This window comes from Photobacterium japonica (assembly GCF_050337005.1).
Classification (GTDB): domain Bacteria; phylum Pseudomonadota; class Gammaproteobacteria; order Enterobacterales; family Vibrionaceae; genus Photobacterium; species Photobacterium japonica.
In genome coordinates this window covers 50,075-64,720 of record NZ_JAKJSN010000008.1, presented here as the reverse complement: position 1 = coordinate 64,720, position 14,646 = coordinate 50,075, and the positions used below count along the sequence as shown (strand labels likewise).

10 protein-coding genes are annotated in these 14,646 nt (G+C 47.2%); 8 read left to right on the top strand and 2 right to left on the bottom strand.

Features of this window, described 5'->3' with window-relative positions; all coding sequences use genetic code 11:
• The first annotated feature begins 5 nt into the window (after positions 1-5).
• The 6 genes from L4C36_RS01830 to gnd all read left to right on the top strand — a co-directional run bounded on the left by L4C36_RS01830 (position 6) and on the right by gnd (position 7,614).
• On the top strand, positions 6-1,094 hold the full coding sequence (locus L4C36_RS01830) for a microcin C ABC transporter permease YejB (RefSeq protein ID WP_428476079.1): 1,089 nt from the start codon (positions 6-8) through the stop codon (positions 1,092-1,094).
• A 5-nt stretch (positions 1,095-1,099) separates the two neighbouring features.
• Entirely contained in the window at positions 1,100-2,116 is a 1,017-nt protein-coding gene (locus L4C36_RS01825) for an ABC transporter permease (RefSeq protein ID WP_428476078.1), read from the top strand.
• Positions 2,117-2,130: 14 nt separating this feature from the next.
• The gene (locus L4C36_RS01820) at positions 2,131-3,723 is read left to right on the top strand and encodes an ABC transporter ATP-binding protein (protein ID WP_428476077.1); all 1,593 of its coding nucleotides are present in this window, start codon (positions 2,131-2,133) and stop codon (positions 3,721-3,723) included.
• 214 nt (positions 3,724-3,937) lie between these two features.
• Positions 3,938-5,437 (top strand): glucose-6-phosphate dehydrogenase, encoded by a 1,500-nt coding sequence (gene zwf, locus L4C36_RS01815; RefSeq protein ID WP_428476076.1) that lies wholly within the window; start codon positions 3,938-3,940, stop codon positions 5,435-5,437.
• Positions 5,434-6,156 (top strand): 6-phosphogluconolactonase, encoded by a 723-nt coding sequence (gene pgl / locus L4C36_RS01810; RefSeq protein WP_428476075.1) that lies wholly within the window; start codon positions 5,434-5,436, stop codon positions 6,154-6,156. The genes zwf and pgl overlap by 4 nt, the downstream gene beginning before the upstream one ends.
• A 9-nt stretch (positions 6,157-6,165) precedes the next feature.
• A complete protein-coding gene (gnd, locus tag L4C36_RS01805; protein WP_428476074.1) occupies positions 6,166-7,614 on the top strand; it encodes a decarboxylating NADP(+)-dependent phosphogluconate dehydrogenase in 1,449 nt (482 codons plus the stop codon).
• A 94-nt stretch (positions 7,615-7,708) separates the two neighbouring features.
• On the opposite strand, the gene L4C36_RS01800 is transcribed toward gnd, so the two are convergent.
• Positions 7,709-10,102, bottom strand: coding sequence for a hybrid sensor histidine kinase/response regulator (locus L4C36_RS01800; protein ID WP_428476073.1), 2,394 nt, complete (start codon positions 10,100-10,102; stop codon positions 7,709-7,711).
• 570 nt (positions 10,103-10,672) lie between these two features.
• On the opposite strand from L4C36_RS01800, the gene L4C36_RS01795 reads away from it, so the two are divergent.
• Both L4C36_RS01795 and L4C36_RS01790 read left to right on the top strand, forming a co-directional pair.
• On the top strand, positions 10,673-11,392 hold the full coding sequence (locus L4C36_RS01795) for a hypothetical protein (protein ID WP_428476072.1): 720 nt from the start codon (positions 10,673-10,675) through the stop codon (positions 11,390-11,392).
• Between the two features lie 72 nt (positions 11,393-11,464).
• The gene (locus L4C36_RS01790) at positions 11,465-12,442 is read left to right on the top strand and encodes a hypothetical protein (RefSeq protein WP_428476071.1); all 978 of its coding nucleotides are present in this window, start codon (positions 11,465-11,467) and stop codon (positions 12,440-12,442) included.
• 275 nt (positions 12,443-12,717) lie between these two features.
• Here the strand turns inward: L4C36_RS01790 and L4C36_RS01785 are convergent, their stop codons facing one another.
• Positions 12,718-14,565: a reverse transcriptase family protein gene (locus L4C36_RS01785; protein WP_428476070.1), complete on the bottom strand. Its 1,848-nt coding sequence runs from the start codon at positions 14,563-14,565 to the stop codon at positions 12,718-12,720.
• Positions 14,566-14,646 lie beyond the last annotated feature (81 nt).

Here is a 14,646-nt window from a genome sequence, read left to right as displayed (position 1 = left end):
CGCCTATGTCAGCCTATATTCTACGACGCCTGTTGCTGGTGATCCCCACGTTGTGGGCGATCATCACCATTAACTTTTTCGTCATTCAAATAGCGCCGGGTGGCCCCGTCGAGCAAGCTGTTGCCCAGCTTGAAGGTCATAGCTCGGGCATCATGGAGCGCTTCACTGGCGGTGGCCAAGAGGTGGTGGCCGCCGATACGGGTGGGGAAGGCAATACCGGTTATCGTGGTTCGCGCGGGTTAGATCCAGAAGTGGTCTTGGCCATCCAAAAGCAGTTCGGCTTCGATAAGCCCCTGCTCGAACGTTATGTCGATATGCTGGTGAATTACGCCACCTTTAATTTTGGTGAAAGCCTGTTTAAAGGCGGCAATGTGATTGACCTGATCATTGAGCGTTTACCGGTGTCTATTTCTCTCGGGCTATGGAGTACGCTGATCATCTACTTGGTGTCCATTCCGTTGGGGATCGCCAAGGCCATCAAGCACGGCTCCCGTTTTGACGTATGGAGCAGTGCGTTGGTGATTGTTGGTTATGCCATTCCCGGCTTCTTGTTTGCCATCTTGCTGATCATCTTTTTTGCCAGCGGTAACTATTTCAGTTGGTTCCCATTGCGCGGCTTGGTGTCGAGTAACTTCGACCAACTGACGTGGTATCAACAAATCGCCGATTATTTTTGGCACCTTACTTTACCGATTATCGCCATGGTGGTGGGCGGTTTTGCCACCTTAACTATGCTGACCAAGAACTCGTTTTTGGATGAAATCAACAAACAGTACGTGGTGACGGCTAGGGCGAAAGGGTTGGATGAACGCGGGATCTTATATCGCCACGTATTCCGTAATGCCATGCTGATCATTATTGCTGGCTTTCCAGCGGCCTTCATCAGCATCTTCTTTACCGGTGCCATGCTGATTGAAGTGATGTTCTCATTAGAAGGGATTGGTCTGCTGGGGTTTGAATCCACGATTCAGCGGGATTATCCCGTCGTGTTCAGTTCGCTGTATATCATGACCCTGCTGGGGCTGTTGTTGAACATTATCTCGGATATTACTTATACCTTGGTGGATCCGCGGATCGATTTTGAGGCGCGCTAGTGAAAATGAGCCCATTAACACAGGAACGTTGGGCGCGGTTTCAGGCCCATAAAAGAGGGTATTGGTCGTTATGGATCTTTGCCCTGCTGTTTGTGATCGCCTTGTTTGCGGAGATCATCGCCAACGACAAGCCGCTTTTGGTTGAATATCAATCACAGTGGTATTTTCCTATTCTTCACGCGTACTCGGAAACGGAATTTGGCGGGGAGTTTGAGGCAGAAGCCGATTATACCGATCCTTACGTCGCCGACTTGATCAATGCGCACGGCTTTATGATCTGGCCGATCATCCGGTTTAGCTATGACACCATTAATTATGACTTACCTGGCCCCGCACCCTCACCGCCAGATAGCGTGAACTGGCTCGGCACCGATGACAAAGGGCGGGATGTGCTCGCTAGAATCATCTACGGTTTTCGCATCTCCGTGTTGTTTGGCTTTGCGTTAACCGTGATCTCCACGGTTATTGGTGTGGTGGTGGGGGCGTGCCAAGGTTATTACGGCGGGTGGGTAGATTTATTCGGTCAACGTTTCATGGAAGTGTGGTCCGGTATGCCCACGCTGTTCTTGCTGATTATCTTGTCGAGTTTTGTTGAGCCGAATTTCTGGTGGTTGTTGGGGATCATGGTGTTGTTCAGTTGGATGGGGCTGGTGGGTGTGGTGCGTGCCGAGTTTCTCCGCTGCCGCAACTTGGATTATGTGCGTGCGGCGCAAGCGCTGGGTGTCACAGATAGACGGATCATGCTGCGCCATATGCTCCCCAATGCCATGGTCGCCTCTCTGACGATGATGCCGTTTATTCTCAGTGGTTCGGTGACTACCTTAACCTCGTTAGATTTTCTCGGCTTTGGCCTGCCAGCCGGTTCACCATCGCTGGGGGAGTTGTTGGCACAAGGGAAAACCAATTTACAGGCGCCGTGGTTAGGACTATCGGCGTTTGTCGTGTTATCGATCATGCTGAGTTTATTGGTTTTTGTGGGTGAAGCCGTGCGTGATGCGTTTGATCCGCATCATCAGCGGTAGCAGAGGGAAGGCGAATGACAAAACCGATACTGACTATCGAACACTTATCCATGGGTTTTCAGCGTGGTCAGAGCGTCGATCAAGTCACGCACGATGTGAGCTTGCAGGTCTACCGTGGCGAGACACTTGCACTGGTGGGGGAAAGTGGTTCGGGAAAATCCGTCACCGCCAATGCCATTTTGCGTTTGTTACCCCAACGTTCTGCCCGTTATCTTTCTGGCAGTGTGCATTACGACGCCATTGATATGATGCGTTGCAGTGAGCGTGACATGCGCCAAGTGCGGGGTAATCGTATCGGCATGATTTTCCAAGAGCCGATGATGTCGCTCAATCCCTTGCACCGAGTCGGGCGTCAACTGTGTGAAGTGTTAGCACTGCACCGCGGGATGCGTCAGGCTACCGCTGAGAAACGGGCTGTTGAATGGCTGAAAAAGGTCGGCTTGCGTGATGCAGAAAAACGCATGATGGCCTATCCCCATGAGCTCTCCGGCGGAGAACGCCAACGGGTCATGATCGCCATGGCGCTGATTAACGAGCCTGAGTTGTTGATTGCCGATGAACCCACCACCGCATTGGATGTGTCGGTACAAGCGCAGATATTGGATCTATTAAAACAGCTTCAGCAAGAAATGGGCATGGCGATGCTATTTATCACCCATGATTTAAGCATCGTTAAGCAGCTTGCGGATCGGGTCGCGGTCATGCAGTTGGGGCGCGTGGTCGAAACGGATACCCGTGACGCTATTTTTAACCATCCTCAAGACCCTTACACTCAACAACTGATTCAGTCCGATCCGTCCGGCGAACCGGTTCCCGTGACAGCGAATACCCCAACCATGTTTGATGTGTCACAGTTAAAAGTCTGGTTTCCCATTAAAGGGGGGCTGCTTAAACGGGTAAAAGATCACATCAAAGCCGTCACCGATGTCAGTTTCAAACTGCAAAAAGGCCAGAGTGTGGGCTTGGTGGGGGAAAGTGGGTCTGGGAAATCCACCACAGGCATGGCGATATTGCGCTTGTTGGAGAGTGAGGGGGGGATTACCTATAACGGCATCGATATTTCAACGTTAAACCGCAAAGGGATGTTGCCCTATCGCAGCCAGTTACAAGTGGTGTTTCAGGACCCGTTTTCCGCGTTGAACCCCCGCATGTCAGTGGCACAAATCATCGGTGAAGGGTTAACGGTGCACCATACGCTGACAGACGAAGAAACCGACCAACGCATCTGTGAAGCCATGCGCGAGGTCGAGTTGGATCCGGCTACCCGTCACCGTTACCCCAATGAATTTTCCGGCGGGCAGCGTCAGCGTATCGCCATTGCACGGGCGTTAGTCTTAAAGCCCGCGTTTATCTTGCTGGATGAGCCCACCTCATCGTTGGATCGTACCGTGCAATGCCAAGTGCTTACGTTATTAAAAACCTTACAAGCCAAATACCAACTGAGTTACTTATTTATTAGCCATGATTTAAGTGTGGTTAAATCACTGTGTCATTATACTGTTGTGCTAAAAAATGGCTGTGTCGTGGAACAAGGAAATACCGAAAAGCTATTTTCACAACCTCAAGAGGAATACACTAAACAATTAGTTTCATTATCATCGGTTTAGCTGGTAATACCACATGGAAAGCGCGTTAAATCAGCATTTCAGGCGTATTTTGCCGACGTAAATTCTGCAATTGACTAAAATATCACCAAGAAAGGTTTTACCTATTAATTTTATAGATAAAACCTACTGTTACTTTTGCTACTTGGTGATAACATCGCGATCCTCAATATATGAATGACTTGTGCTGACGGAGTCAGACGAGTGGGTAAGTATTATGGTTAAGCCTGAAAATAATTGTATCGTCATCTTCGGCGCGTCGGGTGATTTGACCCATCGCAAATTGATCCCTGCCTTTTACCATCTTTTTGCTAACGGACTCCTTTCTGAGCAGTTCGCTATCTTGGGGGTAAGCCGTACAGAATACTCTGATGAGGAATTCCAGCAGAAACTCAAAGCCTCTTTGATGGCCAACGAAAAAGTTGACCCGCAAACCCTTGAGGAATTCTGTCAGCGTCTTCACTATCAAGCGATTGATACCAAAGATGTTGAAGATTACGCCAAATTGAAAGCGCGTCTTGATGATATCGATCAGGCTTATCAAACCAACGGCAATACCACGTTTTACTTAGCCACCCCACCGAGCCTGTACAGTGTGATCCCTGCCTGTTTGTCCGCTTACGGCTTAAACAGTGAAGCCCGTGGCTGGAAACGTTTGATTGTTGAAAAGCCCTTTGGTTACGATCTGGCGACCGCTGAACAGCTTGATGCCGAGCTGCACAATCACTTCTTAGAACACCAAATCTACCGTATTGACCATTACTTGGGCAAAGAAACGGTACAGAACCTGCTTGTTTTCCGTTTTGCCAATGGCATGTTTGAACCGCTGTGGAACCGTAACTTTATTGATTACGTTGAAATCACGGCAGCAGAATTCTTAGGTGTAGAAGAACGCGGCGGTTATTACGATGGCTCTGGCGCGATGCGGGATATGTTCCAAAACCATTTACTGCAAGTGCTGGCGATGGTTGCGATGGAGCCGCCAGCGGCGATTAACGCGAACACCATGCGTAATGAAGTCATGAAAGTGTTCCAAAGCTTGCAGCCGTTATCTGAAAATGATCTGAAGAATAACCTGGTATTGGGCCAGTACACCGAATCGGATGTGCGCGGCAATCACTTGCTCGGTTACCGTGAAGAACCCGGTGTTGCTGAAGATTCCCGTACCGAAACGTATGTTGGCTTGAAAATGTTTATCGACAACTGGCGTTGGAACGGTGTGCCGTTCTATGTGCGTACCGGTAAGCGTTTGCCAACGCGTGTGACCGAAGTGGTTATTCACTTCAAGAAAACCCCACACCCAGTGTTTGGTGCCAATGCGCCAGAAAACAAATTGATCATCCGTATTCAGCCAGATGAAGGCATTCTGATGAGCTTTGGCTTGAAAAAGCCGGGTGCTGGCTTTGAAGCCAAAGAAGTGTCGATGGACTTCCACTACGAAAGTTTGGAAGAAACCCACATGCTGACCGCGTATGAGCGTTTGCTGTTGGATTCGATGAAAGGCGATGCGACCTTGTTTGCCCGCTCTGATGCGGTGAAAGCGTGTTGGGAATTTGTTCAGCCAATCTTGGATTACAAAGAGAACCCTGAGCACCTGTACGGTTACGCGGCAGGCACATGGGGGCCGAAAGAGGCCGACGATTTGTTGTCTCGCGATAACCGCGAGTGGCGCTTCCCTTGTAAAAACTTGGCGAACACGGATTACTGCGAGCTATGAGTCACATGAATTACCACGTTTTTGACAGCGCCCAACAGGTGGTTGAAGCGCTGGCTCAGGAATTAGACACGTATAGCCAGTTAGGGCGTCCGGTGCATATTTCGCTGTCGGGCGGTACTACGCCTTCACAGCTGTTCTCTTTCTTGGCTAACTCAGCGTATGCGACCTCGATTACATGGTCAAACCTGCACTTCTGGTGGGGCGACGAACGTTGTGTGGCACCGGATCACGACCAAAGTAATTACGGTCAGGCCAACGCCTTATTGTTCAAGCATATCGACATTCCTGCCGAAAACATTCATCGTATTCAAGGTGAAGCGTTTGCGGCAATGGAAGTGGGGCGTTTCGCGGAAGAAATGTTGACCGAGATCCCACTTGAACACGGTGTACCGGCGTTTGATTGGGTATTGCTCGGCATGGGCACTGATGGCCACACGGCGTCATTGTTCCCAGGGCAAACCAAGTATGATTCGACAGAATTAGCCACGATTGCCGCGCATCCTGAAACGCGTCAGATCCGCGTCTCCAAAACGGCGCATCTATTGGCACACGCCAAACGCATTACGTATTTAGTGCTGGGTGAAAGCAAAGCGACTGTATTGAAGCAGATCGCCGAACAGGCACCCGAAGCAGATAATTATCCTGCCGCAAAAGTTATTGCCAAAGAAGGCGTGACGGAGTGGTATCTCGATTCAGAAGCAGCCAAAGAGCTGGCATAAGGAGCGAAAATGAAAGCAGATATTGGTGTTATCGGTTTAGCGGTAATGGGTCAGAACCTGATCCTGAACATGAACGATAATGGATTCAAAGTGGTCGCGTATAACCGCACCGTTGCTAAAGTTGATGAGTTCCTTAATGGTCCGGCAAAAGGGACGAACATTGTTGGTGCAACATCACTGGAAGATCTTGTCAGCAAGCTAGAAAGCCCACGTAAAGTGATGCTAATGGTACGTGCGGGCGATGTCGTGGATCAGTTCATTGACAACCTTGTACCTTTGCTAGACGAAGGCGACATCATCATTGATGGCGGTAACACAAATTACCCAGATACCAACCGTCGTTTCGCATCACTGCGCGAAAAAGGTATTCGCTTTATCGGTGCTGGCGTGTCTGGTGGTGAAGAAGGTGCACGTTTCGGGCCTTCTATCATGCCGGGTGGCGATCCTGAAGCATGGCCATACGTGAAGCCAATTTTCCAAGGCATTGCCGCGAAAACCGAGCAAGGTGAAGCGTGTTGTGATTGGGTCGGTAAAGAAGGTGCGGGCCACTTCGTTAAGATGGTACACAACGGCATCGAATACGGTGATATGCAGCTGATCAGCGAAGCGTACCACTTCATGAAAGAAGGCCTAGGTTTGTCTGCTGACGAGATGCAAGCCATCTTTGCTGAGTGGAACAAGACGGAACTAGACAGCTACCTAGTTGAAATTACCGCTGACATCCTTGGCTACAAAGATGAAGACGGTGAAGCTCTGGTTGAGAAAATTCTTGATACCGCGGGCCAGAAAGGCACGGGTAAGTGGACGGGTATCAACGCCCTTGAGCACGGTATCCCACTAACGCTGATCACTGACTCTGTATTCGCACGTTGCCTGTCTTCACTGAAAGATCAGCGTGAAGAAGCAGAAGCGGCGTTCAACAACCCAATTCTTGCGGTTGAAGGCGACAAGGCGGAGTGGGTTGATGCACTGCGTCAGGCACTGTTGGCATCAAAAATCATCTCTTACGCACAGGGCTTCATGTTGATCCGCGAAGCGTCTGAAGAGAACGATTGGTCATTGAACTACGGCAACGTGGCGCTAATGTGGCGTGGCGGTTGTATCATCCGCAGTGCGTTCCTTGGCAACATCCGTGATGCATTTGAAGCCAACCCAGAGCTTGCTTTCCTTGGTCTGGATACGTACTTCAAAGACATTCTACAATCATGCCTACCAGCATGGCGTAAAGTGGTGGCGAAGTCGTTCGAGACAGGTCTACCAATGCCATGTATGTCTTCTGCGTTGACGTTCCTGAACGGTTACACCACAGCTCGCCTGCCAGCAAACATGCTACAAGCACAGCGTGACTACTTCGGTGCGCACACGTACGAGCGTACTGACAAGCCACGCGGTGAGTTCTTCCACACCAACTGGACCGGTAAAGGTGGCGATATTTCATCGACCACGTACGACGTGTAATCACGTTTTACTTTACTGAACAGATAAAAACGCGGGTTTATAACCCGCGTTTTTTTATGCTTGTGATAGAGGCGTACTCTATATAAACAGTACGCTAGCTTTCACACACCGCATGTTTTTCCAGCTTCTCGATTAACACTTCCCGGCGGAACGGCTTGGGTAGGTAATCATTCATACCGGAATCAAAACAACGCTGAATATCGTCATCGAGAATGGATGCCGTGAGCGCAATAATGTGCGTCTCATTGAGTTTTTCTTCATGCTCAAATTTACGAATTTCAGTCGTCGCTTCAAAGCCATCCATAATCGGCATCATACAATCCATGAGTATTAACCGTGTTTTATCATGGTGTTGTTTGAAGAGTTCCAGCGCTTCAGCACCGTTATTGGCAATTTCATACTGGAAGCCGAGTTTCTTCAGGTTAATGGAAACCACTTTCTGATTCACTGTGTTGTCTTCAACCACCAATACCATGCCGTTCGCGGCGGAATCTTCGCGTACATTTGCTACGGCTGCTTCATCATTCTCTTTTGTGTCCGCATTGTGAACTTTGGCGGATTTAATGAGCGCGTCTAATCGGCTGCCCAGCAGCGGCAGCGTGATGTAACCAGCAATGATGTCACCATAATCCACTTTTTCAGCATTGTTAGGGCGTGATAGTAGAAGCGGCAGGTGAGGGTATTGCTGGTGGACCGTCTTAACTTGGCCATCAAAATAGGGAACATCAAGAATAAGCACAGCGTGCGGGTTAGTCGCTTTATCACTATTTAGGTGTTGGCGGATTTCCTCTGATGAGGATATCAGCGTGACGGGGTAGTTCATCGTCTTTAAATTTTGAATCAACAAACTATCCGGTTTGGGTGTGCAATAGATAACGGACTTAGGTTCACCTTTACGCACTTTTCTCTCAGGATCTTCTGCAAGATGAATTGTGAAATAGAACTCACAGCCTTGGCCTTTCTCTGACGTAATTTGAATTTCACCCCCCATCATTTTTATCATTTTAGATGAAATCGCCAATCCAAGGCCGGTGCCGCCATACGTTGTTGAGGTGCTATTACTTTCTTGCTTAAACTCTTCAAACACTTGGTCGTGCTTGCTGCTATCAATACCGATCCCGGTATCTTTGACCGCAAAGTAGAAATCAAAACCGTGATCGTTTTGCTGAACGAGATTGAGTGTGAAAGTGACAGAACCGGTTTGCGTAAATTTGATGGCATTGGAGGCCAGATTCATCATGACTTGGCGGATTTTCTGTTCATCAGCACGTACATAATCAGGAATATTCGCGTCCATGTTAATCCGTAAATCAACGTTCTTTTGCTGTGCTTTCGGGGCGATGAGCGCGGCGGTGTCGAATATGATTTCACGAATATCGCAGGTATGGGCGTTTACTTCCAAGTGACCGGATTCAATCTTAGACAGGTCAAGGACATCGTTAATTAACATCAGCAATGTCTGTGATGATGAATTGATGGTGGTGAGATAGTCTTTCTGAATAGCCGTTAACTTAGAGTCCGCCAGTATTTCCGTCATCCCAATGATGCCATTCAGCGGGGTACGGATTTCATGCGACATATTGGCCAAGAAAGAGCTCTTTGCACGGTTAGCGCGGGTGGCTTTTTCTTTGGAAGCAAGCAGTGCAGATTCCAAATTCGAGACGGAACGAATCACAAAATAGAGCACCGCAAGAATAGACAATCCGAGCAAGCCCGCCAATAGGTTGTGATAGAACATATACGTAGACAGCTTATTTTCTATCAATGTAGGCATATCGTCGTAGAGTGTTTTTAAGTTCGTTTCAACACGGTGGATGGTGGAACGTAACAGCCCCAGTTGCCCTTCATTATGGCTATAGCCCAGTTTTTCAAAGTCATTTTTGAGGGCAGAATAATGGTCGGAGAAACGTGTGAACTGTGTGGCGAGCAGCGTATTCGAAGAATGGGTGTTAACTTGTTGTTGAAGTGTATCTAAAGCCGCATTTATCTTTGGGATAAGCGCGGTGTCAAAATCTTTGAAAAAAGAAATCAATAAAGACTGCAAGTCGATTAACTGGTTTGTTAACAACGTATCATTTGCGGTAAAAGCGACGCGCTCAAACCCCAATGTTGATTGTTTTAGGTCATCAATCGCGCCTTTGCTCTGGCCGTCGCCATGAATAAGATAAACGGTCTCGGTCAGGCGGTTGAATTGCGCCAAGTACGCATCAATGGCGGATACTGTCTCTTTGTAATCGAAATCGGTGGCGAGTCCATACAATGTCATGTTGTCATTGATTGTCTTCAGACGCGCTTTGATGGCGTTGGCTTCATCCGTCATTTTTGCAATGTATTTATCATCTTGGCGGGCAAGGAAGTCTTTTTCATGTCGGCGCATCATGAGCATTTGCTGAGAGGAGAGGGCGATGTCGAGTTGCAACAGATGAAGCGCGTTTTCTTTTTTATCGACCTGGTTGTCGGCATAAAAGAATATGAGAAGAAAAGACATGATAATGCCTGTTCCCCAATAGAGCAGTGTTTGTATTGAATGTGTTTTCTTCGTGATCATTGCGATCGTCCTTGAACATAAAATATCGTCTCTTTTAACTTACTAAACAATTTCCATTTGGTGATGCTTAGTGCCTATTTTGATAGGGTATTTTTGTAAATATGTGAGATTGGCATCTTTTGTGAATCAATGAGCAGATGACAACGTAAAGATGAAACCCACACTGTTGGTAAATGGTGGGATTTAGGTGGGTTCGGTTTTGCCCCAAAGTGAGTTGATACTTCGAGCGTCTGAGCACTTGGATTATCTCTCTAAGGCCAAATTTTTCTTATGTATTAACACTGAATAAAATCACAGAGACATGCACATTGTAAAAATGTGCGCGTTTTTTGTACCGGACGCCCGACTTCTCCCATTTAGGTCGCAACCATAAAGGTTAATCCACTGTTTTTATGAAGATATATGGTAAAATTTGACAACTGTAAGCGGACTGATCGGGCGGCCTAGTTTTGTACTAAACGGGCAAGTTGCCCGCTAATAAGTTGTTAGCAAACCTAGGTGAGGGACAGTATGAAAGAAAAAATAACCGAAATCGCAGAAAAAGCGAGTAATTCGAAATATGTACCAAATGCAGGTTCATTTTTTCGAGCTGGTGTGTCGGCAATCCCAGTTGTAGGTGGTGCCCTTGATCACCTAATTTTTGATAAGTCTGATGAAATCCGCACAAGAAATATAGAAGCAACAATCAAATCGTTGGAACAGAAATACAGCCAACTTGAGCAAAGTTCGATAAACTTAGATTGGTTTTCTACGGGTGAGGCTGTAAACCTCTTCAAAGAACTAATTTCTTTAATAGAGTACGAAGACTCGCAAGAAAAACTGGTGGCAATTTCCAATTTGTATGCAGCTAGCTCAATGTATAAATTTACCAATGACAATGAAAAGTCATGGGTAATGAGAAAAGTAAGCGAGTTAAGTAATGAACAACGCAAACTCTTTAAAGTATTAGCGTCAATGTCTCCAGAACAACGTGAATTTTCATCTGGTGCTTTACAGTCTAAGGAAACAGCCATTTGGAATGACACTGTAGTCAATAACCTTAGAAATCAACTGGCCATGAACCCTAATTTTATATTTTGGCGTGAGGGTTTTAATGTAGATATTGAATTAGAGTTACTAACCTCTTCTGGTTTATTAATTAGGCATCAGTCAATGTTTGCCAAAAATGCAGGGTATAGGGTGTCTGTGTTTGGGAAGATCGTTTTGAGTTATCTTAAAGCGGTTAGCTAACAAATAAGAATAAGTGTCGCGCAGCCGATACTTATTCTTATTTGTTATATTATTTATGGTTGAAATTTAAACATGCTGAAACTAGATATTGTGGCAAACAAAGCAAAACGACTGTATGAAGAGTTTAAAGATAGAGTCGAACCATCAAAAAACACTTCTGAATCGATAAAGTTTAACGCCCTAAAACATACATTGTCCTCAAAGGTTACCATTTTAGTTATGCTATCAATGGTAGTCGCTGTCATTTTCGCAGGAACAGGACCGCTATCCAGTATTTATCTCTCAATTGTTGCTGCTGGTGTTTTTTACGTAATCTTTAACGTATATCCCGTGCAGTTGGTAAAACAGCGAGCTGCTAGGCAATGTTTTGAACTACTAACAAAGCTTCACAGCAACAGAAAATGGCTGTTATCTGAGGTAATGAAATCTGAAGATTTCAGTATGTTTGATTCTCCAGATCTACTCTCTGAGGAGCGATGTGAAACAGTTCAGAGATATATCAATGAGTTCAGAGGGGCTGAGTATCTAAACCTGCCAAATGGTTTCTCTCTCTACAGGGAGCAGTTCTCTATTTCAAATATTCAGTTGGTTTCAACGTTTAGTACTGTTGCTGATTTTTATATTCAAAATCGTTTTCAAGGTGATAAAAAACTAGGATTGGTTTTAAACCACATTAGTTTGGTTGATCAAGGCTTGGTTAATAAGTTACTTCAGGTCAATGGTATTCAAGAGTTCCATGTATTTTATGACTCACTTCTACATCTTGAGCGTGTGCTTGAGGAAAGGATTGAAGCGTTAGATTTTTTTGGTAGACCGACACCATATATCTGTTATTCGTTGTTTCAAGCTCCAGATAAAGCTTTGTTTTATGCAGCAACTGAGCTTAACAACTATATAAATGTTTCAAGGTTTGCCAACAACTATAAAGATAGTGGTGTTGCTAATTGGTGTTCAGATCTTACACAAATCATGCTGCCTGATGATATTCCATCACGTGATGCAACAGAAGATGAAATAGCGGAATCAGAAAAGTTTGTGCGTATTAAATAATATAACACATATGAACCCTTCTCTGGTCACTAGGCGATAGCATTCTTTTGGCTGCGCCAGCAGCCAATGCTCTCGAACAGCAAAGTCGTCAACTTCGTTTCGCCCAACCTGCAATTATCCGAAATAGACGCATTAGAACATTAATTCTAACTCGGTTTTGTCCAGAAATGAGTTACGACACCAGCAGGCCAATGACCCCCTTGTTGTGATTGGCCTGCTGAGCGGTAAGAAGGCCACATATCCGCGGCGACAGTATAGCCGCTGAACCTCTCCGTTTAATACACGAATATTTTCAACAGCAACAACACTATAACCACCAGCCACACAATAGGGCTGCCGATGATATTCCAACTCGCAGGGTTTCTTTCACTGTGGCCTTCAGCGCTGGCACCAAAACCGGTACCTGAAATGAACATAGGATTGGTATGGTCAGGTGTTGCATCGCGTTGCTCTGAGTGCGTATTGTTTTGGCTTGCCGCCGCCGCTTTACGCGCTTGCTGTTTTTGCGCTTCCATTTGTTGCTGCGTCAACGCTAATACCGGGGCTGGTTTTTCTGCTGGTTGCCACCATGCCTCGCGAGGGGCTTCGCCTTTGGCAGCTTTCAGGCGGAACAAGCGCTTATTCAGCGCGGTGATCTTTCCTTTGGCGACCGGAATATTGTATTGGCGTTTGAGGTGAGCAACTTGCTTTTGCAGCGGAATGCCTTTTTCTGGCGCGACCATGGCCACGAAGTTGGCGTATCCGGTCAGGCTCTGGAACAGTTCGCCTGCACCCCAGTGTTTCCCGTCAGGGCCATCCAATTCTATTTGACGCAGCGCTGCCCGAAAACGTTTCAGGGTAGGGCGATCGACCGACAGTCCATCATTGACCACGATACCAGTGACTTCCTGTTTTTGATGTTTACGCATGACGCGGGTTTTGTCGGGGTGCAGGGTGAAACCTTCATCAGTGACAATGCGTTCACAACGCCACAATAAAGACTGGATCTTATCGGTCTCGTGACTGGAAAAGGTCAAGTCATCGGCATAGCGGGTGTAGGTAAACCCCAGTTTGTGTGCCATGCCCTGCAAGCGGGCATCAAGACGGCGGCACAACACATTCGTGATGGCTGGGCTGCAAGGCGACCCTTGCGGTAACACGCGCTGACCGTTCGTAATATGCCAAACCCGTCCGTCCATTTCGACGGCTTGTGAGTCCGGTTTCGTTGCCAGTAAAGCAAAGGTGGTGGCGAGTGCTTCGCTGTATCCCGACTGCTTAAATACGCCTTTTACTCGGGGATACGTGATGCTCGGGAAGAAATCTTTCAGGTCAAAATTGGTCACAACCTGTTTGTTGGTATGCGGTTTCGCGTTGCTCACAATGCTGCGGCCTTGGATGAAGCCGTGTGCGGCATCATGGATGGGCAGCATCGTTAATACATTATCCAGTAACCAGTATTGTGCGCGCTTCATTCTTGGCATTGGTGCGGAAATCAGCCGTGTGCCACCGGATTTTTTACTGAGCGCAAAGTGTTGGTAATGGCTGACGGTAGACACGTCTTTTTGATAACACAGAAAACGCAATTCTGCGGTGGAAATCCCCATCGCCTCGGCGAGATCACCCACATGACTGAACTTGGGCAAGCCGTGTTCAGCCAGTCGTGCGGTATCGCTGGTTGTCTGTTTCAGTCCGGCCGTTAAGGCTTTATCCCCATAGCCAGCATCGCCCAAGTAGGTGAAGTGGGTTTGCTGTTTCTGGTGCCAGTGCAAGGCTTTTTCATAGCGGGCGAGGTTGTGGTTAATCCGGGTCTGTTCGCGTTTATCTAGCGCCGCTTTTTTGCGTTCTTTATGCAGTTCAAGCAGGGCTTTTTCAGGATCCTGATAACGGCGTTCAAGGCGTGCCAATTCACGCAATTTGCTGAGTAATGCGCTGCGTTTTTCAATGAATTTTTCTGCAATGCTGGGTTTGGCGCGATCTTTCTGCCAGAAGCCTAAACGGATCATTTCACTGAGGATGTATTCCTCTTTGCCCGATTGACGAATGCGATCATAGATCTGCTGGCGTGTCAGTTTGGGTGACGGTTCGGGCGGCAATACACTGTTGTTGTTGCTGCTGTTGTTTTGGCTTGGGTCTGAATTACGCATGGCAACGTACCTCCTGTGGCAGGAAGAAAGAACAGAATAAAAACGCAGGAGAAGGATGCGTACTGTCGGTATGGTGAGGGA